We start from the raw sequence: 20,848 nt of genomic DNA, 5'->3' as shown, positions 1-20,848 counted from the left end.
GTAATATTCGTTGGGTATCGATGCCCCCACGCCCTTGCGGACCCTTGCATGAAACAGTACAACGCCCTGCTGGAAAACCTGGCCCGCAGCTCTCTGCGCCTGAACAAAGGCATGACCGTCCTGCTGGGCCTGGCGCTGCTGCTGGCCGGCTTCAGTCTCTGGTCGCTCGAGCGCCTGATCGACGAACACAGCGACACGGTCAGCATCCATTTCGCCCGGCTGATGGAGAATGTCCAAGAGCAGGAAACCTTCCTCGAGGCCCTCGTGCAACGCAGCGCCAAGGGGGAGCTGCTCGACTACCCACGTGCGCTCGAGCCGGCGCTGGCACCCATGCCCGAGGAAGGGCCGGACATCTACAAGGGCCAGATCTTTCCATTTTCCATGCCGTTCAGCCTCAAATTCGACCCACGCAACCTGGCTGACCGCGAAGTATCGGACATCTTCACCCTGGGGGCGAACCTGGCCAGCTTCTACAGCATGTTCTGGTCGGCCTCTCCGTACCGTTCGCCACAGGTGTTCCTGTTCTCGCCGGATGCCCGTTACGACATCACGGTTCCCGCCGCAGGACGCGGGCGGGGCAAGCTGGAGAATGAACCGTTCATCGATGTGATCAGGCAGGTCATTGCGCGCCAGCCTCAGGACAAGGACTGGGGCCCAGGCAGCAGGATCGTCTGGCGCAGCTATGTCGAGCAGCCGGACCAGGCCTCCCCGCCACGCGTGCTGGCCTACGCCAACGTCCCCCTGCGCTCGGGCAAGGCAGAGGGCCAAGCCACGCAAGTTGCATCGCTGGTGGACCTGGCCCAGATCGATGATTTCGAACGCATCATGGACTGGACCGTGTATGACCACTTTAACCTCATCACCCCATCCGGCGAGGTGCTGATCGGCGCGCCCGCGCCCCTGAAGGGGGTGCATGAAGGTCTCAACATCAAGCCCGAAGGCCTGGTGTTCCGACTCCACGAACAGGCCAACGGTGGCTGGAGTGCGATCTACACCGTGACCTACCGGCACTTCTTCCGTTACGCGTTCTGGTCGCTGGCCGGCATCGCCGCCACGTTCCTGGTCCTCATCGGGCTGGGCCGGGTGGTCATCCGTTGGTATCAGCGCCAGGTCATCCTGCCTGCGCGCGCGGCTCACGAGATCATCACCGAGAGCGAGGCCTTCAGCCGGGTGGTCATCGACACCGCCCCGACCGGCCTGTGCGTGGTCCGCAGCGCCGACAACGAGGTGCTGCTGGAGAACCAGCGGGCGCAGCAATGGCAGGGCACCCGCGAGCTGGTCAGCACCCTCGCCTCGGCAGTGGGCAGCACCCGCAGTGGCGAGCACTATCTGCAGGTCGAAGGCCGCCACCTGCAGGTCGGTTTCGTATCCACCCGCTACCACGGCGAAGACGTGCGCCTTTACGCATTCAACGACGTCACCCGCCATGTCGAGGACGCCCAGGCGCTCGACGAAGCCCGGCGCGCCGCCGACGCCGCCAACACCGCCAAGACCCTGTTCCTGGCCACCATGAGCCACGAGATCCGCACCCCACTGTACGGCGTGCTGGGCACCCTCGAGCTGCTCGGCCTGACGCACCTGGATGCACGCCAGCAAGGCTACCTGCACACTATCCAGCGCTCCTCGGCAACCCTGTTCCAGCTGATCAGTGACGTGCTCGACGTGACCAAGATCGAATCCGGGCAGATGGCGCTCGAACCCGTGCCGTTCTGCCCGCTGGACATGCTCGAAGACACCGTGCGCACCTATCGCGCCTTCGCCGAGCGCAAGGGCCTGTTGCTCTATGCTTGCCATGACGCCCGCCTGCCGGCGCAGGTGGTGGGCGATCCGATACGCATCCGCCAGATCCTCAACAACCTGCTGAGCAACGCCATCAAGTTCACGGACACCGGCCGGGTGGTACTGCGCACCCGCGTGCTGGCGCTCGACGACACCCACGTGCGCCTGCAATGGCAGGTTGCCGATAGCGGCATTGGCATTTCCCAGGCGCAGCAGGCCAGGCTCTTCGAGCTGTTCTACCAGGTCGCCGACGCCTCCAGCGAGGGCGGTGCGGGCCTCGGCCTGCCGATCTGCGGCTGGCTGGCCGACATGATGGGTGGCCAGATCAAGGTGGTCAGTGAGCCGGGCCTGGGCAGCAGCTTTTCCCTCAACATCAGCCTGCCACTGGCCCAGGGGGAGCTGAGCGACTGCCCAAGCGTAGTGCCCGACCCGACCCCGGTGTATGTGCGTGCGCCGATACCGGAGCTTGCCCAGCATGGCGTTGACTGGCTGCAGCGTCTGGGTATCGCCGCGACCCTGACGATTCCCCCCCTGGAGAAGGACAACCACCAGGCCCTGCTGGTAGACCTGCTCGACTGCCCGGACGCTGCCACCTGGCATGGCCAGCGGATCTGCGCCAGCAGCGACGGCCCTGCCCCCGGCGCGTTCATCGACGGCTGCTGGCGGGTGGATCTGCATGACGTGCGGGCCATCGCCCAGCTCATCGCGGTCGTGCGCCAGGGCGGGTCGCCCGATGACCAAAACACCGCGCAACAGCAACGCGCCGCTCTGCGCCTGCATATCCTGGTGGCCGAGGACAATCCGATCAACCAGGCGATCCTGCAGGAGCAACTCGAGGCGCTGGGCTGTACCACGGTGGTCGCGGCCAACGGCGAACAGGCCATGCAACGCTGGCAGCCAGGCCTGTTCGACCTGGTCCTGACCGACGTAAACATGCCGTTGATGAATGGCTACGAACTGGCCAGGACCCTGCGCCAGCACGACGCCCGGTTGCCGATCATCGGCGTCACCGCCAATGCACTGCGAGAAGAAGGCCAGCGCTGCCTCGAGGTGGGCATGAATGCCTGGATGGTAAAACCGTTGAGCCTGCAGGCGTTGCGCAGCCATTTGGTCCGTCTGTGTCGGCCAGCACTGGCCGAAGCGCCCAGCCGTGCGCAAGCGGACAGCCTCAACGCCTCCCCCTCCCCTGCAGCCACCGATACCGTGCAAGTGTCCGACGCCATGCGCGCGCTGTTCATCACCACCCTGCGCGAGGATATGCAGCAGTTGCGCCTGGCCCTTGAGCAAGGCGACCAGCGGCGCCTTGGCGAGCGCCTGCACAGCATCGCCGGCGCCCTGGGCGCGGTACAGGCCCGGTCCCTGGCCGAGCAGTGCTGTGCACTGGAGTCCGCGCTGGCCGAGTCGCCGCTCGACGCGGCCCTGGCCGATAAGCTGGGGGGGGTGCTGGACAGGCTGTCAGCAATACTCGATGCCCTCGCATAGAATCAACTTCAGCGCTGATAGCGCATGGAAACAACCCTCCCATCCGCACCGGCTAACGGGTCGTCTTTTATGGAAAAACTCAAGGTCATCATCGCCGACGATCACCCCATCGTGCTGCTCGGCGTCCGGGAACTGGTCGAACGCGACCCACGCTTTAGCGTGGTCGGCGAAGCCGTCTGTTCGCAAGGGCTGATCGAACTGCTCGAACGCCAACCCGTGGACATGGTCATCTCCGACTACAACATGCCGGCAGACTCACCCTACGGTGACGGCCTGAAACTGATCGACTACCTCAAACGTCACTATCCCGCCGTCCGCATCCTCGTGCTGACGATGATTTCCAACCCGCTGATCCTGACACGGCTGCAGGAACTGGGCGTGGACGGCGTGATCCAGAAGAGCCAGTTGCATGGCGAAATCGAAAAGGCCCTCAATGCCGTCGCCCGCAACAGCACCTACCGGGCGCCGGCACCGGCAAGGCAATCGGTGATCGCCTGTAACACCGCCATCGATCAAAGGGTGGAAAACCTGTCACCCAAGGAATTCGAAATACTGCGCCTGTTTGTTGCCGGACAAAGTGTCAGTGAGATCGCCCGCAGCCAACATCGAAGTACCAAGACCATTAGTGCACAGAAAGTTTCCGCGATGCGCAAACTTGAAGTGAACAGCGATCAGGAATTGTTGGCCTATTGCCTGGCGAGTCATATCTTTAATTAACTAGCGAGCGTCATTGTTCCACCATTAAGATTCGTCTGATGGGCCAGAGAAACCACCTGACTTATTGTGAGCGTGCATTAAGTTGCAGCACTTACTCACTCTCATGTGGACATCAATATGAATAAATTCTCCCTGGCCGCCCTGACCCTCTCGCTCCTGACCGCTTCGGCAGGCGCACTGGCCGTCGAGGCCACCGGGCCAGTCAACGGCGGCAGCGGCAAGATTTCCTTCACTGGCGTGATCAACAATGACGCCTGCTCGGTCGATGGCGCCAACGCCGACCGCGTGATCGCCGTAGACATGGGCAGCGTCTCGATCAAGGACATGGGCACCGCCGAAAACCCGACGGCTGGCCGCGTGACCGGCAAGGACTTCAACCTCAACGTCAACTGCAACCTCGGCACCAAGGTGGCGATGATCTTCGATGCCAACAGCGGCGGCTCGGGCCTGGTGACCGGCAAGAAGGTCCTGGCCCTGACCAAAGGCACCGGCACTGCTGCCAACGTTGGCATTGCCCTGCTCGACCCTAATGGCAACCTGATCGACCTGAGCTCGGCCGCCACCGCCAAGATCCAGAGCGATGTACACGGCACTGGCGCCGAGGGCGGCGACGCTACCCTGAGCTTCTCTGCGGCGTACGTGACCACTGGCGCCGCCGGCACTGCCACCGCCGGTCGTGGTGACGCCACCCTGCCATTCATCCTGCAGTACGAGTAATCACTTCGGCGCTGCTCCCTGCGCGAGGCTGAACAGCCTCGCCACTTCTTCGCCCCCGCAAGGTACCCAACCATGTTGCGTCGTTCTCTGTATCCCGTTCTCGGGTTGCTGGGCATGCTCGTCGCCGCCCAGGCAACTGCCAGCATCTCCCTGAGCGCTACGCGCGTCGTGTTCGACGGTGCGCACAAAGAAGCCAATGTCATCGTGCGCAATGGCAACCAGGAAGTCCTGGTGCAGTCCTGGGTGGATGCCGGCGACAGCGCGCAGGCGCCGTTCGCCATTACTCCACCGTTGGCCAGGGTATTGCCCAAGCAGGAACAACTGCTGCGCATTCTCTATGAAGGCCAGGGCCTGCCGACCGATCGCGAGTCGGTGGTCTGGCTCAATGTCCAGGAAATTCCGCAAGCCAGTACCAAGGCCAATACCTTGCAGTTGGCGGTGCGCCAACGTATCAAGATTTTCTTCCGCCCGGCCAACTTGCCCGGCAACGCCCTGCTGGCGCCCGAACAACTGGTCTGGCAATTGACCCGGCGCGCCGGGAATCCACAACTGACCGTGAACAACCCCAGCCTGTATCACGTGTCGATGGCCGATATCGAACTTAAGAGCGGGAAACAAACCGTGCTCAGCGCCGATTCGACCATGATCGCCCCTGGCGAACAAAAAACATTCACCTCGGTATTTTCCCAGGTAGACGGACCGTTGACGCTGACGTTCAAGAGCATCAACGACTATGGCGCCCAACATGGATATTTCTTGCGTTTGAACACTGCCCAGCCGGGTAGCGCCAAGCCTGCCGAACCCGCCATCACCTTGTGAAATCGTAGCCCCCACCTTGTGCCCTGGTCGCGTGCGGCCTCCCCGTGCCCCGCCCGTGCCGCGATATGAAATAGGTTTCTGGTATGTCTCTGTCCATCGCCCCCCACCCTGTCGAGGGAGCCGATGCAGGCGCGCACGCGTTCAGTGGCGGCACGCTTCGTCCGGCCTGGAAGCTCAACGCCCTGTCATTGGTCATCTGCACCGCACTGCCCGGCCTTGCAACGGCGCAGGACGCCGCCCACCTGCAGGGCTTCAACACCACCTTTCTGCAGGGCGCGCAATCGGCGGTCGACCTGCAACTGCTGCTGTCGGCCAACAGCATGCTGCCGGGCAACTACCGGGTAGACCTGTACAGCAACGACGTGCTGGTAGGCCGGCGTGACATCGAATTCAACCGCCACCCACAGACTGGGCGGGTGGAACCCTGCCTGACCCTGGAACTGCTCGAGCAACTGGGTATCGACATGGACAAGCTCAAGGCACAGGGGCGCCTGGATACCGCCCTGGCCTGCCACGACCTGGCCGCACTGATCGACCAGGCCAGCCTGAGCTACGACTCGGGTCACCTGCGCCTGTCCGCCAGCATCCCGCAGGTCGCCATGAAACGCGGCCTGCGCGGCTACGTCGACCCGCAACTGTGGGACGCCGGGGTGTCTGCTGCGTTCGTGAACTATCAGTTCAACACCAGCCGCAGCGCCGGCGATGCCGAGACCCGCATCGCCAACAACCTGAGCCTGCGCAACGGCATCAACCTGGGCAGCTGGCGCTTGCGCAACGAGTCGAACTTCAGCAGCGGCACCGGGCAGCCGGACACTTTCAAAAGCAACCGCAGCTATATGCAGCACGACGTGACCGCGCTCAAAGGCCAGTTCAGCGCCGGTGACATTTTCAGCGACACCGACCTGTTCGACAGCGTGCGCTACCGGGGCCTGAAGCTGGCTTCGGACGAAGGCATGCGCGCCGACAGCGAGCGCGGCTACGCACCTGTGGTGCGTGGCGTGGCGCAGACCAGCGCCAGGGTCGAGATTCGCCAGAACAACTACGTGCTCTACACCGCCAACGTGCCGCCCGGCCCGTTCGAGATCAGCGACATCTACCCCAGCGGCTCCAATGGCGACCTGGAAGTCACCATCATCGAGGCCGACGGCCGTCGGCGGGTCACCGTGCAGGCCTTCTCCAGCCTGCCGCTCATGGTCCGTGGCGGTCAGGTCAAGTACAGCCTGTCCGCTGGACGCTACAACAGCAACACGGAGGGCCTGGCCACGCCGCAGATGCTCAGTACGACGCTGGCTTACGGTCTGACCAACAACGTGACCGGCGTCGTTGGCCTGCAAGCCACGCAAGACTATAAGGCAATGGCCGTGGGCAGCGGCCTGAACACACTGCTGGGCGCCTTCTCGCTCGATGTCACCCACTCCTCGAGCAAGGCCCAGGGCCAGACCACCCAGGGCAACAGCTTGCGGGCGCTATACGCCAAGACGTTCACCGGCACCGACACCAACTTTACCCTCGCGGCCTACCGCTATTCCACCGAGGGCTTCCGTACCCTCACCCAGCATGTCGAGGACCTGAGCGCCAACGCGATCAAGCGCAGTGGCAACTCCAAGACCCGCACCGACCTGACCATCAACCAGAGCCTGGGCCGCAACCGCGCGTTCGGCAGCCTGTACCTGACGGCCACCGACCAGCGCTACTGGAACCGCGGCGGTTCGCAGAGCCTGACCGCCGGATACAGCAACAACTGGGGCGAGATCTCCTACAACCTGGACGTCAGCCGCACCAAGGAGCTGGGGAACTCAGGCCCTTCGGGGCAAGATACCCAGCTCAACCTGTCGGTATCGTTCCCACTCGGCAGCCGGGCCCGCGCACCGCGGGCGTTCGTCACCACCAGCACACAGAAAGGCAACGACATCACCCAGGCCGGCATCAACGGCTACCTGTCGGAAACCAGCGACACCTTCTACTCGATCCAGGGCGGCCACAGCCGCACCAGCGGCAGCTCGGCATCGGCCAACCTGAACACCCGCACTTCGGTCGCCGACATCAGCCTGGGCTATAGCCAGGGGCGCGGCTACGACTCGCAGAACCTGAACATTGCCGGCGCCGTGGTCGCCCACCAGGGCGGCATCAACCTCGGCCAGTCGCTCAGCGAGACCTTCGCCCTGGCCGAAGTACCGGGTGTGAAGGGCGCAAAGATCAGCAGCTATAGCGGTGTGGAGACCGGGCGCAATGGCTATGCGGTGATCCCCAACGCCCAGCCCTATCGGGTCAACTGGATCAGCCTGGACACCAGTGACCTGGGGGGCGACATCGAGATCGACAACGCCACCCAGCAACTGGTGCCTCGCCGCGGCGCCGTTGTGCTTGCCCGCTATACCGGCAAGAGCGGGCGTCGGGTGCAGTTCGAGCTGTTCGACGAGCGCGGTCAACTTATACCGTTCGGGGCCTCGGTCGAGGACGCCGCGGGCCAGCAACTGGCAATTTCCGACCCCAGCGGCAAGGCATTGTTACTCCTGGAACAGGACCAGGGCAGCCTGACCATCAAGTGGGGTGAGCGCCAGTGTGCGGCACCTTACAACCTTCCGGAACGGGACAAGGCAGTTAACTATGAACGTCAGCGCCTGGCTTGCCGGCCGTGACACCCGCTCTTGTCTGCAGAGAATGCTCATAAGCGCCCGGTAGCTTTGGTATGATCAAACGCGACTCTGCAAGAAGGCAGCGCAACAAGGATTCCGATGCTGATGAATAAGGCCGCACCATGTCCTTGATTTCCTGCATGGCCACTCCATTTTTAGCGAATACCCACGCTTGATGCGAAAACTCCTGGCAAGCGCCCTGGCGCTGGTGATGATCGCCGCCCTCTGCGGCTATGGCTTCTGGACCCAACAGCGCCCGGAAGGCCACTATCTGTCCGACCTGCGCATCGAACTGGCGCTTAACCATGGCGTCCCGGGCGAGCACGGCAACCTGCTCGGTGTCGAACCACTGCTGTACCCGGGCGACTATCAGAACTTGCAACGCCTGCACCGCAAGCTCTCAGCCTATCTGGAGCAAGCCCGCGACCAAGGCCTGGTGAACCCGCGCACGGTGGTGGTGCTGCCGGAACACATCGGTACCTGGCTGTGGGCGCGCGGAGAGAAGAACGAGCTGTATCAAGTCACCCAGAGCCACGAAGCCCAACAATGGCTGGAACTGAGCAACCCACTGCGCTATGGCCTCGCGGTTCTTGGCGCTGACGGCGACGACTGGCGCGCCGATGCGCACTTGCGCATGAAGGCCGAGCAGATGGCCGCAGATTACCAGCAGCTGTTCGGCGGCCTGGCCAAGGAATTTGGCGTGACCTTGGTGGCCGGTTCGATCGTGCTGCCCGAACCTTATGTGAAACAAGGCGTACTGCATACCGGCCGTGGCCCGCTGTTCAACAGCAGTGTGGTGTTTGCCGGAGACGGCTCGCTACTGGGGCAGCCCCAGCGCCAGCAATATCCCGACAGTGAAATGCGCCGCTACGTCCACCACGGCCGCCAGCACCCGCTGCAGGTCGTGCAGACCCCGGCCGGGCGCCTGGGGATACTGGTGGGCAGTGACAGCTGGTACCCGGAAAACCACCAGCAACTGACTGAACAAGCCGTACAACTGGTCGCCAACCCGGCGTTTCTCAGTGGCAAGGGCAGCTGGCAAGCACCCTGGCGGGGAAATCGCCATCAGGATGCCAGCGCCGGGCTTGCCTTGCAGCGCGGCGAAGTCAGTGAACAGATGGCTTGGCAACGCCTGACCGAAGTGGCCGGAACCGGCATCAGCAGCATGAGCGTGTTCATGCGCGGGCAGTTCTGGGAACAGGGCAGCGATGGCCAGGGCTTTGCCCGCCAGTCGGGAGCTTTGCTCGCCGGCCCCCCCAGCCCAGGCGCCCGCCTGTTGAATGTGTGGTTGTAAGCACGTGGCCCGCCCCCGCGTGCGCCTGGGCGAACTGTCGGTTGGTTTTGTCCAGCCTTTGAGCGAAGCTCTACGCGAGCTGGGCCACGACCCTGAGCCATTGCTGCGCCGCTACGGCCTGGACGCGACACGCCTGGGCGAAGCCGGCGCACGCCTGTCCATACCCCGCTACATGCACCTGGGCCACGCAGCCATCGAAATGAGCGGTGAGGCCGCTTTAGGTCTGCGTATGGGGCGCCTGAGCCGGCTGGCGCATACGGGCCTGGCCGGGGTCACTGCGGCCCAGGCCCCCACCCTGGGTGAGGCCGCGCGTACCCTGCTGCGTTTCGAGCCGCTTTATGCGGCCAACTACCGCGGCCATTCCAGCTTTGAGGAAGATGCCCAAGGCGCCTGGCTGCGCTTCTACTCCATCAGCCCGTATAACGACTACAACCGCTTTGTGGTCGACTCACTGCTGGCCGGCTGGCTGGCCCAGTTGGCCGACCTTGCCGGCACCCCGGTGCAAGCCGAACGCCTGGAGATCGAGTTTGCCGCTCCCCCCTATGCCGCCCGCTACCAAACGCTCTGCAGCACGCCTGTGCAATTCGCCGCCGACGGCAATCAGCTGCGTCTGAGCCGCGCCACCTTGCAACTGCCCAACCCCGGGCATTGCCCGAGTACCTGGCAGCACCTGTTGCAGTTGTGCGAAGCAGAGCTGCTGCAGCGCACGCGGGTGCGCAGCCTGGGTGAGCGCATCACCCACCTGCTGGGCCCGCTGCTCAATGGCGGCCGTGAACCGGACCTGGAAGAAGTGGCGCTGCACTTGCAGCTACCAAGCTGGACCTTGCGCCGCAAGCTCGCCGAGGAAGGCACGCGCTTTCGCGACCTGCTCAACGAAACCCGACGCGACCTGGCCGAAACCTACATCCGTGACACGGCGCTGGCCTTTGGCGAGATTGCCTATTTGTTGGGGTTTGCTTCGGCCGAGGCCTTCCAGCGCGCATTCAAGCGCTGGACGGGCCTCACGCCGGGGGAGTTCCGCCGCAGCCAGCGGCAGCCGAGCTAGAGTTCGGTGGCGTCGTCGGCCGGTTCCGGGGTGTCCAGTTCGTAAGCCTGGGTTTCGAGAAGTTCTTCCTGGTATTCATCCATTGCCCTGCGTCCTCTTTGCTCATTTTGCCTTTGTAGGTATCGCCTTCAGCCTAAGCAGGTGGGATGAAGGGATGATGACAAGCTTATGAGTGGTAAACGTAGCAGGTGTTCAGAAAGTTATCGCGGGGCGTCTGTAACAAGGGGTGTGGACGGCGGGCGACGACCGCAAGGCAAGCACAAGGCTGCTCAGGCGATCGCCACAGGGTTCGCGTTACAGGCTAGCAATCAAAGGGCGGGAGACGCAGGCTCGGCCGGCTGCGCATCCTGCTGCACTTGAATCGGCGCAGCCTCCACCGGTGGAGCCACCGGCTGCGAACCCTGGCTGTCATCCACCACCGGCGCCGCTGCCGCCTCGCTGGCCGGGGCCACCCCTGCAGGTGCAGGCGTTGCTTCAACCAAAGGTGCAGGTGCAGGTGTCGCTTCAACCAACGGTGCAGGTGCAGGCGTCGCTTCAACCAAAGGTGCAGCTGCCGGGGCCGGCGCCACCGGGTTCGCCGCAGCCTGCTCCGGAAGCCCAAGATCAACCGCCGGTTTTTCAACCTTCGGCACTGGCTCTTCCACCTTGGCCTTGCTCACTTTTTTCGGCTTGGGCAGGTAGCTCTCCACCAGGGCGAAATAGCGGTCATAGAACTGCGCCGCGGTCACCGTCTCGCTGGCGACCTTGACCAGCGAGTCGTCACTGGAGCCGATAGGCATCGACACCGAACCCAGCACCCCCACGCCCAGGCTGGCGGAGGTGTTGGACTTTTTCAGTGCATAGCGGTCCTGCAGGGCGTTGGCGAACATGGTCGAGTGCTGGTCGTCGCTCACGTCTGGTGCACAGGTGACATTGAAGCTGATCTGCAGGTGGTTCTCGCTGTTTTGCTGAAAGCTCTTGTTACCCGCCACCTGGTTGGCGCCGCTGCTGGTGATGATGTACCCCTGGCTAAGCAAAGCACGCCGGGCGGCCTCGCAAGAGCCGGCATCGCTCACCGGAAAGCTGCGCGAGAAGGTACCCGAGTCATCGAAATTCTCGTGCTCGTAGACGGCCGCTTTTTTCGAGGAACAACCGGTCACGCCCGCCAGCACCAGGGCCAGCCCGAGCGCACCAAAGACGGAAGATCTGGTCATTGCGAATTCCGGGTATGTCGGGAAAGTGCCTATTGTGCAACACAGCAGGCAGGCACAGGAACCGCTGGTCGGTGAAGAATCTGTCAGGCTGGTGTAAATCTGGGTAAAGGCAGGCACTTGCCAGGCGCACCAACGAAAAAAGCGACCCGAAGGTCGCTTTAACGTTGCTTCAAGGCGTTCATGGGGCCTTGAAGCGAAGATGGCGCAGCGGACGGGACTCGAACCCGCGACCCCCGGCGTGACAGGCCGGTATTCTAACCGACTGAACTACCGCTGCGTATCATTCAGGCTTGCGCCCGATTGAAACCTGGGTCTACCCTTCCGGCGCGATGGCCTCAGGGCAGGCACAAAAAAAGCGATAACACGATCGCTTCTCTTGTGTTTGCTTCAAGGTGTTCTAGGGACCTTGAAGCGAAGATGGCGCAGCGGACGGGACTCGAACCCGCGACCCCCGGCGTGACAGGCCGGTATTCTAACCGACTGAACTACCGCTGNGGCGCAGCGGACGGGACTCGAACCCGCGACCCCCGGCGTGACAGGCCGGTATTCTAACCGACTGAACTACCGCTGCGTATCGTTCAGGCTTGCGCCCGATTGAAACTGGGATCAGCCCAAGGCGTGTGCCTTGTGGCTTCAGACCGGTGCCAGGCACCCGTCTGTTACTGAAAAATGGCGCAGCGGACGGGACTCGAACCCGCGACCCCCGGCGTGACAGGCCGGTATTCTAACCGACTGAACTACCGCTGNGGCGCAGCGGACGGGACTCGAACCCGCGACCCCCGGCGTGACAGGCCGGTATTCTAACCGACTGAACTACCGCTGCGCAGTGCGTTCCTCTCTGGCTATCGGCTTCTTGCGAACCCGATGCTCCAGGAACATCTCAGGAAGTGGTGGGTGATGACGGGATCGAACCGCCGACCCTCTGCTTGTAAGGCAGATGCTCTCCCGGCTGAGCTAATCACCCTCGCGATGTTGCTTGTTGCGTTTTCTTCGCTGAGGCCGCGAAATTTACGCAGGTGGCGAAGCTAAGTCAATAGCCCCATTGAATTTTTTTCAAAAAAGCAACGTGAGGTTATTGCCTGTGCCGGCCTCTTCGCGGGTAAAACCGCTCCTACAACGGTTAATGGCCGACCGTAGGAGCGGGTTTACCCGTGAAGAGCCGGCGCAGTTTAAACAAGGTGCTCAGGTATAGATCATCTTGCGGGTCATGCCGCCATCGACCACAAACTCCTGGCCGGTGACAAATGCCGCCTGGCGTGACAGCAACCAGGCAACCATGGCCGCGACATCTTCCACAGTCCCTACCCTGCCCGTTGGATGCTGGGCATGGTCAGCTTCGCTCAACGGCTCGGCACGGCGCTGCGACGGATCACGGGCATCGATCCAGCCCGGGCTCACCGCATTGACGCGAATCTCCGGGCCCAGGCTCATGGCCAGGGCATGTGTCAAAGCCACCAGGCCGCCCTTGCTTGCCGCGTAAGCCTCGGTGTCGGGTTCGGACTGCCGAGCACGGGTAGAGGTCAGGTTGACGATCGCCCCATTGTGCGCGCGCAGGTACGGCGCACAATGCTTGGCCAGCAGCATGGGGCCGCTGAGGTTTACCCCCAGCACCCGGTTCCATTGGCCCAGGCTCAGGCTTTCCAGCGTCTGGTTGTGCGGGTTGGCAATGGCCGCATTGCACACCAGCGCGTCCAGCCGGCCGAACTGCCCGAGCACTTCGGACACTCCGGCACTGACCTGGGCCTCGTCGGCAACGTCCATGGTGATGAACCAGGCGTTGTCGCCCAACGCCTTGGCCACTTTGGTACCACGCTGGCGGTCCAGATCACTCAGCACCACTTGCCAGCCTTCGCAGATCAGCCATGCGGCAATGCCCAGACCAATGCCGCGGGCCGCGCCCGTGACCAAGGCTACCCGGCCATTGTGGCCCGGGGTGCTGCCGCTGATTTCGATCACAACGCCGCCAGCCCGCGCGCCAGGTCAGCCTGCAGGTCGGCCACGTCTTCCAGGCCCACGGCAACGCGGATCAGGCTGTCGCGGATACCAGCCGCTTCACGCTCCTGCGGCGACAGGCGACCGTGTGAGGTGGTCGCCGGATGAGCGATGGTGGTTTTGCTGTCACCCAGGTTGGTAGTGATGGAAATCACACGGGTAGCGTCGATGAAACGCCACGCGCCCTCTTTGCCACCCTTGACCTCGAAGCTGACCACTGCACCAAAACCGCTCATCTGGCGCTTGGCCAGTTCGTGCTGCGGGTGACTGGGCAGGCCGGCGTAATGCACCTTTTCCACGCCGTCCTGCTGCTCCAGCCATTCGGCCAGGGCCTGAGCGCTTTCGCAGTGTGCACGCATACGCAGGCGCAGCGTTTCCAGGCCCTTGGTGAAGATCCAGGCGTTGAACGGACTGAGGGTTGGACCTGCGGTTCGCAGGAAACCCACCACTTCTTTCATTTGCTCGGTACGGCCGGCAACCACACCGCCCATGCAGCGGCCCTGGCCGTCGATGAACTTGGTGGCCGAGTGGAACACAATGTCGGCACCCAGCTTCAGCGGCTGCTGCAACGCCGGGGTACTGAAACAGTTGTCCACCACCAGCATGGCACCCTGAGCATGGGCGATTTCGCTGAGCGCAGTGATATCGACCAACTCGGCCAGTGGGTTGGAGGGCGATTCGACGATCAGCAGCTTGGTGTTGGCCTTGATGGCCTTTTCCCAACCGGTGAGGTCGACCAGTGGCACGTAGTCCACTTGTACGCCAAAGCGCTTGAAGTACTTCTCGAACAGGCTGATGGTAGAGCCGAATACGCTCTGCGACACCAGCACATGGTCACCGGCGCTGCACAGCGACATGACCACGGCCAGGATCGCCGCCATTCCGGTGGACGTACCCACGGCCTGTTCGGCACCTTCCATGGCCGCCAGGCGCTCCTCGAAGGCACGCACCGATGGGTTGGTGTAGCGCGAATAGACGTTGCCCGGCGTTTCGCCGGCAAAGCGCGCAGCAGCATCGGCTGCCGTGCGGAACACATAGCTGGAGGTCAGGAACAGCGCTTCACTGTGCTCGCCTTCCGGGGTACGGTTTTGACCAGCGCGAACCGCCAGGGTGTCGAAACCGACACCCTCGAGGTCACTGTCCAGTCGCCCGGCATCCCATTGATCCGTCATGCCGTCGCTCCCAAAATCAGTTGTTGTAAAGGTCGATGATCGCGCTGACGGCCTGGTTCTTGACCTTGGCCAGGTCATTACGGGCCTGCTCGATGCGGTCGAGGTAGGCTTCGTCGATATCGCCAGTGACGTACTCACCGTTGAACACCGCGCAATCGAACTGCTCGATCTTGATCTTGCCGCCGCCGACCGAGTCGATCAGGTCTGGCAGGTCCTGATAGACCAGCCAATCGGCGCCAATCAACTCACCCACCTGTTCGGTGGTGCGGTTGTGGGCGATCAGTTCGTGAACACTCGGCATGTCGATGCCGTAGACGTTGGGGTAGCGTACTGCAGGGGCCGCGGAGCAGAAGTAGACATTCTTGGCGCCGGCTTCGCGGGCCATCTGGATGATCTGCTTGCAGGTGGTGCCGCGCACGATCGAATCGTCCACCAGCATCACATTCTTGCCGCGGAACTCCAGCTCGATGGCGTTGAGCTTCTGACGCACCGACTTCTTGCGCGCGGCCTGACCGGGCATGATGAAGGTACGGCCGATGTAACGGTTCTTGACGAAACCTTCGCGGAACTTGACGCCCAGCCGGTTGGCCAGTTCCAGCGCGGCAGTGCGACTGGTATCCGGGATCGGGATGACCACGTCGATATCATGATCGGGGCGCTCGCGCATGATCTTGTCGGCCAGCTTTTCACCCATGCGCAGACGCGCCTTGTACACCGAGACCCCATCGATGATCGAGTCCGGGCGCGCCAGGTAGACGTGCTCGAAGATGCACGGCTGCAACTTTGGCGATTCGGCGCACTGCTTGGTGAACAACTGGCCTTCTTCGGTGATGTAAACCGCTTCGCCCGGTGCCAGGTCGCGGATCAGGGTGAAGCCGAGCACGTCCAGGGCGACGCTTTCCGACGCGATCATGTATTCCACGCCTTCGTCGGTGTGACGCTGACCGAACACCACCGGGCGAATGCCATGGGGGTCGCGGAAACCGACGATGCCGTAGCCGGTGATCATGGCCACCACGGCGTAACCGCCAACGCAGCGGCTGTGCACATGGGAGACCGCAGCGAACACGTCTTCTTCGGTCGGCTGCAACTTGCCGCGCACCGCCAGTTCATGGGCGAACACGTTCAGCAGCACTTCCGAGTCGGAGTTGGTGTTGACGTGGCGCAGATCGGACTCGTAGATCTCCTTGGCCAACTGCTCGACGTTGGTCAGGTTGCCGTTGTGAGCCAGGGTGATGCCGTAAGGCGAGTTGACGTAGAACGGCTGGGCCTCGGCCGAGGTCGAGCTGCCCGCAGTCGGGTAGCGCACGTGGCCGATGCCGATGTTGCCAACCAGGCGCTGCATGTGGCGCTGCTGGAACACGTCGCGCACCAGGCCATTATCCTTGCGCAGGAACAACCGGCCGTCATGGCTGGTCACGATACCGGCAGCGTCCTGGCCGCGGTGCTGGAGGACCGTAAGCGCGTCATACAGCGCCTGATTGACGTTCGACTTACCGACGATACCGACGATGCCACACATGCGACGCAACCCCTACTTTGATGAAACTTGAGTGAATAGTGCTCAGGGCTTGGACGGCCCGAGCAACTGTTCCTTGAACGGAAGATCAGCCGGAGTGCTGATCAGCCCACTGGGCGTCCATTGGTCGGTGAAACCCAGAATCAGGTTTTTCGACCAGTCGGCGACCAAGAGAAATTGTGGTATCAGGCGTGATTCCTGCCACCAGGTGTCTTGTTGAACCGGCCCCAGGCTGATCAGGCCAATGGCCACCACTACCAGCAAGGCCCCGCGCGCAGCACCGAAGGCCATGCCCAGGAAACGATCGGTGCCGGACAGCCCGGTCACGCGGATCAGCTCACCGACAAGGAAGTTGACCATGGCCCCCACCAGCAAGGTGGCGACGAAAAGAATGGCGCAGCCAGCGATGATGCGCATCGATGGCGTCTGGATATAGCTCTCAAGATACACCGAGAGCGAACCGCCGAACATCCAGGCAACCGCACCGGCAATGATCCAGATGAGCAAGGACAAGGCCTCCTTGACGAAGCCGCGCTTGAGACTGATCAGTGTGGAGACGGCGATGATCGCGATGATCGCCCAATCAACCAAGGTAAATGCCACGGTGTTGCCTGCAGACGTTTGAGGCGGCGCATTTTACCAGAGCGGCGGGCCGGGAGTAAGCGGAATGTCAGCTGGATTGGTGTTGGGCCATTGGCAGGCAAACCCGCCCCGACAGGTTCTGGGTAAGCCTTGCAGCGGCACAGTACCTGCCGGCGCGGGCCCACCCGCGAATGGGCGGCCTAGCCGCCCCGGGGAATCAGCTGCGCTCAGGCTGGAAACGCACCACAAAGCCCTTGAGGCTGTTCTGACGATTGATGGCGTCACGCACGCGCTCGGCCTCGGCGCGCTCGATCAACGGCCCCACGTACACGCGGTTCATGCCGCCCGCCGTACGAATATAGGCGTTGTAACCCTGGCTACGCAGGGTTTGCTGCAGCTTTTCGGCTCCGGCGCGGTTGGACAGACTGGCCAGCTGGATCGACCAGCTGACGGGCAGGCCATTGGCGTCGATCTTCGATGGCGCGGGAGGCGCTGGTGTTGCAGCAGCTTTGGCCTCCACCTTGGGCGCGGGCGCCTGCGGCTTGGGTGGGTGAACCTGCGCCTGGGTCTGTGGCGACGGGGTGATTGGCTGGCTGGGTGTACTCGCCGGCGCAGTGGCCTCGTCGATCACCACCGGCGCCTGCTGCGCCTCCTGCGCAATAACCTGTGGCTCCGGCACGGCAACCGGCTCCACCTTCACTTCCGGCAGGCTGGGCATGGCCGGTGCCTGCGGAGCTTCGACGTGCACCTGGCGCATCTCGTCCTGGCGGGTAAACAGCATCGGCAGGAAGATAACCGCCAGCGCCACCAGCACCAGCGCACCCACCATGCGCTGTTTCATCCCTTTATCCAGCACAGCCATCTATTCCACCCTCCTGGGCGTGCCGCTCCAGCCATTCCAGCGCCTGGCCGACACAGAAAAACGAACCGAACAGCAGGATCTGATCATCCCCCGTCGCCTGCGCACATTGCCCTTCAAGGGCGGCGTCGACGCTGGCATAAGACTTCACCGTGGCACCGAGGTTCGCCAAGGACGAGGCCAGTTCTGCGGCCGGGCGACTGCGCGGGGTATCCAGCGGCGCCACCGCCCAGTCGTCGATGAGGCCCTGCAGCGGCGCGATAACGCCCTCCAGATCCTTGTCGGCGAGCAGGCCAAAGACCGCGAGGCGGCGCCCCTTCAGCGGTCGGGCCGCCAGGCGCATGGCCAGGTACTGCGCCGCATGCGGGTTGTGCCCGACATCCAGCAGCAACGCTACCGGTTTGCCCTGCCAGTTCAAGTTACGGAGGTCGAGACGCCCAGTGATGCGGGTATCCAGCAGCGCCTGGCGAACTTGCCCCGCGTCCCACGGCAGCCCCATCAGCAGGTAAGCCTGCAAGGCCAGCGTGGCGTTTTCCATGGGCAGGTCAAGCAAAGGCAGGTCACGCAGCTCGACCTGCGCGCCATCGGCGGCAGTACCACGCCAGCTCCAGCAGCCATCGGCGCTGGCCAGGTCGAATTCCCGACCGCGCAGGAACAGTGGCGCGGCCAGTTCAGCGGCCTTGTCCAGCAACGGCCCGGGCGGATCCAGATCACCGCACAGGGCCGGCTTGCCCGGGCGGAAGATACCCGCCTTCTCGAAGGCCACCAGCTCGCGGGTATCACCCAGGTAATCAACATGGTCGACACCGATGCTGGTCACCAGGGCGAAGTCGGCATCCACTACGTTGACGGTATCCAGGCGGCCACCCAGGCCCACCTCCAGCACCACCGCATCCAGCTGCGACTGGTAGAACAACCAGAACGCGGCCAACGTCCCCATCTCGAAGTAGGTCAGGGAAATATCGCCTCGCGCCGCCTCGACGGCGGCGAAGGCTTCGCACAGGCGCTCATCGCTGGCCTCTTGACCATTGATCACCACCCGCTCGTTGTAACGTAGCAGGTGCGGCGAACTGTACACACCGACCTTGAGCCCCTGAGCACGCAGCAACGACGCCACGAAGGCGCAGGTCGAACCCTTGCCGTTGGTGCCGGTTACTGTCACCACGCGCGGCGCCAGCTTGCCCAGCGCCAAGCGGGCAAGCACCTTCTGCGACCGCTCCAGGCCCATGTCGATGGCCGAGGGGTGCAACTGCTCGAGGTAGGCGAGCCATTCGCCCAGGGATCGTTGTTTCATCACGCGACGGCAGCCGCCTCACGCGCTTCTTCCGGCGTTTGCTGACCGGTCATCTGCGCCAGCAGGCGGGCCAGACGCGGGCGCAATTCGCCACGGGAGATGATCAGGTCGATGGCACCGTGCTCCAGCAGGAACTCGCTGCGCTGGAAGCCTTCAGGCAGCTTCTCGCGTACGGTCTGCTCGATCACGCGTGGGCCGGCGAAACCGATCAGGGCCTTCGGCTCACCGACGATGACGTCGCCGAGCATCGCCAGGCTGGCGGAAACACCGCCATACACCGGGTCGGTCAGGACCGAGATGAACGGAATGCCTTCTTCGCGCAGGCGCGCCAGCACGGCAGAGGTCTTGGCCATCTGCATCAGCGAGATCAGCGCTTCCTGCATGCGCGCACCGCCCGAAGCGGAGAAGCAAACCATTGGGCAGCGGTTTTCCAGGGCATAGTTGGCCGCGCGGACGAAGCGCTCGCCGACGATGGCACCCATGGAACCGCCCATGAACGAGAACTCGAAGGCGCTAACCACGATCGGCATGCCCATCAGGGTGCCGCTCATGGAGATCAGCGCGTCCTTTTCGCCAGTCTGCTTCTGCGCAGCGGTCAGGCGGTCCTTGTACTTCTTGCCATCACGGAACTTCAGGCGGTCGACCGGTTCCAGGTCAGCGCCCAGTTCGGCACGGCCTTCGGCGTCAAGGAAGATGTCGATACGCGCACGTGCGCCGATGCGCATGTGGTGGTTGCACTTGGGGCAGACATCCAGGGTCTTTTCCAGCTCCGGACGATACAGCACGGCCTCGCAGGACGGGCACTTGTGCCACAGGCCCTCAGGCACCGAGCTCTTTTTCACCTCGGAACGCATGATCGAAGGGATCAGTTTGTCGACTAACCAGTTGCTCATGCTTTCTTTCTCCAGTATTGGCAGGCGGGGGACGGTGTCACCGGCCCTGCCCTGCCCTTGAGCTCAAAATCTTTTATGAAACGATGGTGGACCGGCCGCCGGGGCTTCCAGCGCGCCACTCCACCGCTAATGTGTTTTTTGCCGCCACAGGTGCTGGCATGCGGCCCGCAGGGCTGCGAAAGCTATGGACGATGGCGCGCAGCCAGCCGTCACATCTGCCATCACGCCTGTTTCACCGCACGCATGAAGGCCTCGATCTTCGCCGCATCCTTGATGCCCTTGGCCTGTTCGACGCCACCGCTGACATCCACCGCATAAGGCTTTACCTGGGCAATGGCCTGGCCAACGTTATCGGCCGACAGCCCGCCCGCGAGGATGATCGGCTTGCCAAGACGCGCCGGTACCAATGACCAGTCGAACGCCTCGCCGGTTCCCCCTGGCACGCCCGGCACATAGGTGTCGAGCAAAATGCCGCGGGCACCCGCGTAAAGCCGACAGGCCGCCTCCAGGTCATCGCCAGGGCGCACACGCAGGGCCTTGATCCAGGGGCGGTGGTAGCCTTCACAGTCCTGCGGGGTTTCATCGCCGTGAAACTGTAGCAGGTCCAGCGGAACCACTTCGAGGATCTCGTTCAGCTCACAGCGCGAGGCATTGACGAACAGCCCGACCGTGGTCACGAACGGCGGCAGCTCGGCAATGATCGCCCGCGCCTGGCGCACGTCCACCGCCCGCGGGCTCTTGGCATAGAAGACGAAGCCGATGGCATCGGCCCCCGCTTCGGCAGCGGCCAGTGCGTCTTCGATGCGGGTAATCCCGCAGATCTTGCTGCGAACATTGCTCATGGAACAAGAACCC

General features: G+C 63.2%; 16 protein-coding genes and 4 tRNA genes. 7 read left to right on the top strand and 13 right to left on the bottom strand.

Annotated elements, in window-relative coordinates; translation table 11 throughout:
• Nucleotides 1-48: 48 nt before the first annotated feature.
• The 7 genes from FQ668_RS09240 (at nucleotide 49) to FQ668_RS09210 (ending at nucleotide 10,489) form a co-directional block, all read left to right on the top strand.
• The gene (locus tag FQ668_RS09240; protein ID WP_019437484.1) at nucleotides 49-3,261 is read left to right on the top strand and encodes a hybrid sensor histidine kinase/response regulator; all 3,213 of its coding nucleotides are present in this window, start codon (nucleotides 49-51) and stop codon (nucleotides 3,259-3,261) included.
• Nucleotides 3,262-3,330: 69 nt separating this feature from the next.
• Nucleotides 3,331-3,978, top strand: a complete 648-nt coding sequence (locus tag FQ668_RS09235; RefSeq protein WP_012053262.1) for a response regulator — start codon at nucleotides 3,331-3,333, stop codon at nucleotides 3,976-3,978.
• Nucleotides 3,979-4,095: 117 nt separating this feature from the next.
• Nucleotides 4,096-4,695 carry a fimbrial protein gene (locus tag FQ668_RS09230; protein ID WP_012053263.1) on the top strand — a complete coding sequence of 200 codons (600 nt, stop codon included), beginning with the start codon at nucleotides 4,096-4,098 and terminating at the stop codon, nucleotides 4,693-4,695.
• Between the two features lie 72 nt (nucleotides 4,696-4,767).
• Nucleotides 4,768-5,514 carry a molecular chaperone gene (locus FQ668_RS09225; RefSeq protein ID WP_014591898.1) on the top strand — a complete coding sequence of 249 codons (747 nt, stop codon included), beginning with the start codon at nucleotides 4,768-4,770 and terminating at the stop codon, nucleotides 5,512-5,514.
• A gap of 83 nt (nucleotides 5,515-5,597) precedes the next feature.
• Nucleotides 5,598-8,153 (top strand): fimbria/pilus outer membrane usher protein, encoded by a 2,556-nt coding sequence (locus tag FQ668_RS09220; protein WP_144180030.1) that lies wholly within the window; start codon nucleotides 5,598-5,600, stop codon nucleotides 8,151-8,153.
• A gap of 172 nt (nucleotides 8,154-8,325) precedes the next feature.
• Complete coding sequence (locus FQ668_RS09215) at nucleotides 8,326-9,444, top strand: nitrilase-related carbon-nitrogen hydrolase (RefSeq protein ID WP_019437486.1); 1,119 nt, start codon at nucleotides 8,326-8,328, stop codon at nucleotides 9,442-9,444.
• Between the two features lie 4 nt (nucleotides 9,445-9,448).
• A complete protein-coding gene (locus FQ668_RS09210) occupies nucleotides 9,449-10,489 on the top strand; it encodes an AraC family transcriptional regulator (RefSeq protein WP_019437487.1) in 1,041 nt (346 codons plus the stop codon).
• A gap of 308 nt (nucleotides 10,490-10,797) precedes the next feature.
• On the opposite strand, the gene FQ668_RS09205 is transcribed toward FQ668_RS09210, so the two are convergent.
• The 13 genes from FQ668_RS09205 to FQ668_RS09130 form a co-directional block, all read right to left on the bottom strand.
• Entirely contained in the window at nucleotides 10,798-11,682 is an 885-nt protein-coding gene (locus FQ668_RS09205) for a DUF2242 domain-containing protein (protein WP_014591902.1), read from the bottom strand.
• 200 nt (nucleotides 11,683-11,882) lie between these two features.
• Nucleotides 11,883-11,959 (bottom strand) — tRNA-Asp (locus tag FQ668_RS09200).
• Nucleotides 11,960-12,179: 220 nt separating this feature from the next.
• Nucleotides 12,180-12,253 (bottom strand) — tRNA-Asp (locus tag FQ668_RS09190).
• A gap of 178 nt (nucleotides 12,254-12,431) precedes the next feature.
• Nucleotides 12,432-12,505: transfer RNA gene (locus tag FQ668_RS09180), tRNA-Asp, on the bottom strand.
• 65 nt (nucleotides 12,506-12,570) lie between these two features.
• Nucleotides 12,571-12,646, bottom strand: a tRNA-Val gene (locus tag FQ668_RS09175).
• 218 nt (nucleotides 12,647-12,864) lie between these two features.
• Nucleotides 12,865-13,638, bottom strand: a complete 774-nt coding sequence (locus FQ668_RS09165; protein WP_019437488.1) for an SDR family oxidoreductase — start codon at nucleotides 13,636-13,638, stop codon at nucleotides 12,865-12,867.
• Nucleotides 13,635-14,846, bottom strand: coding sequence for an O-succinylhomoserine sulfhydrylase (locus FQ668_RS09160; RefSeq protein WP_012053270.1), 1,212 nt, complete (start codon nucleotides 14,844-14,846; stop codon nucleotides 13,635-13,637). Before FQ668_RS09160 ends, FQ668_RS09165 begins: the two co-directional genes overlap by 4 nt.
• Nucleotides 14,847-14,862: 16 nt before the next feature.
• Nucleotides 14,863-16,368, bottom strand: coding sequence for an amidophosphoribosyltransferase (gene purF, locus FQ668_RS09155; RefSeq protein ID WP_003247207.1), 1,506 nt, complete (start codon nucleotides 16,366-16,368; stop codon nucleotides 14,863-14,865).
• Nucleotides 16,369-16,410: 42 nt separating this feature from the next.
• Nucleotides 16,411-16,968, bottom strand: a complete 558-nt coding sequence (locus FQ668_RS09150) for a CvpA family protein (protein ID WP_010953011.1) — start codon at nucleotides 16,966-16,968, stop codon at nucleotides 16,411-16,413.
• 196 nt (nucleotides 16,969-17,164) lie between these two features.
• Complete coding sequence (locus FQ668_RS09145) at nucleotides 17,165-17,809, bottom strand: SPOR domain-containing protein (protein WP_019437489.1); 645 nt, start codon at nucleotides 17,807-17,809, stop codon at nucleotides 17,165-17,167.
• Entirely contained in the window at nucleotides 17,793-19,100 is a 1,308-nt protein-coding gene (gene folC / locus FQ668_RS09140) for a bifunctional tetrahydrofolate synthase/dihydrofolate synthase (RefSeq protein ID WP_019437490.1), read from the bottom strand. The genes FQ668_RS09145 and folC overlap by 17 nt, the downstream gene beginning before the upstream one ends.
• On the bottom strand, nucleotides 19,100-19,993 hold the full coding sequence (gene accD, locus FQ668_RS09135; RefSeq protein ID WP_004574892.1) for an acetyl-CoA carboxylase, carboxyltransferase subunit beta: 894 nt from the start codon (nucleotides 19,991-19,993) through the stop codon (nucleotides 19,100-19,102). The genes folC and accD overlap by 1 nt, the downstream gene beginning before the upstream one ends.
• 221 nt (nucleotides 19,994-20,214) lie before the next feature.
• Entirely contained in the window at nucleotides 20,215-20,835 is a 621-nt protein-coding gene (locus FQ668_RS09130; protein ID WP_010953008.1) for a phosphoribosylanthranilate isomerase, read from the bottom strand.
• Nucleotides 20,836-20,848 lie beyond the last annotated feature (13 nt).

This window comes from Pseudomonas sp. Kh14 (assembly GCF_900291005.1).
Classification (GTDB): domain Bacteria; phylum Pseudomonadota; class Gammaproteobacteria; order Pseudomonadales; family Pseudomonadaceae; genus Aquipseudomonas; species Aquipseudomonas alloputida.
Note: the sequence above shows the minus strand (reverse complement) of the source record. Positions and strands in the feature narration are given on the sequence as shown.

Bases quoted from the DNA above. Each gene is read 5' to 3' on its own strand.
- FQ668_RS09220 (WP_144180030.1), top strand. From the start codon at position 5,598: ATGTCTCTGTCCATCGCCCCCCACCCTGTCGAGGGAGCCGATGCAGGC.
- FQ668_RS09235 (WP_012053262.1), top strand. From the start codon at position 3,331: ATGGAAAAACTCAAGGTCATCATCGCCGACGATCACCCCATCGTGCTG.
- accD (WP_004574892.1), bottom strand. From the start codon at position 19,993: ATGAGCAACTGGTTAGTCGACAAACTGATCCCTTCGATCATGCGTTCC.
- purF (WP_003247207.1), bottom strand. From the start codon at position 16,368: ATGTGTGGCATCGTCGGTATCGTCGGTAAGTCGAACGTCAATCAGGCG.
- folC (WP_019437490.1), bottom strand. From the start codon at position 19,100: ATGAAACAACGATCCCTGGGCGAATGGCTCGCCTACCTCGAGCAGTTG.
- FQ668_RS09205 (WP_014591902.1), bottom strand. From the start codon at position 11,682: ATGACCAGATCTTCCGTCTTTGGTGCGCTCGGGCTGGCCCTGGTGCTG.
- FQ668_RS09130 (WP_010953008.1), bottom strand. From the start codon at position 20,835: ATGAGCAATGTTCGCAGCAAGATCTGCGGGATTACCCGCATCGAAGAC.
- FQ668_RS09145 (WP_019437489.1), bottom strand. From the start codon at position 17,809: ATGGCTGTGCTGGATAAAGGGATGAAACAGCGCATGGTGGGTGCGCTG.
- FQ668_RS09225 (WP_014591898.1), top strand. From the start codon at position 4,768: ATGTTGCGTCGTTCTCTGTATCCCGTTCTCGGGTTGCTGGGCATGCTC.
- FQ668_RS09230 (WP_012053263.1), top strand. From the start codon at position 4,096: ATGAATAAATTCTCCCTGGCCGCCCTGACCCTCTCGCTCCTGACCGCT.
- FQ668_RS09240 (WP_019437484.1), top strand. From the start codon at position 49: ATGAAACAGTACAACGCCCTGCTGGAAAACCTGGCCCGCAGCTCTCTG.
- FQ668_RS09160 (WP_012053270.1), bottom strand. From the start codon at position 14,846: ATGACGGATCAATGGGATGCCGGGCGACTGGACAGTGACCTCGAGGGT.
- FQ668_RS09215 (WP_019437486.1), top strand. From the start codon at position 8,326: ATGCGAAAACTCCTGGCAAGCGCCCTGGCGCTGGTGATGATCGCCGCC.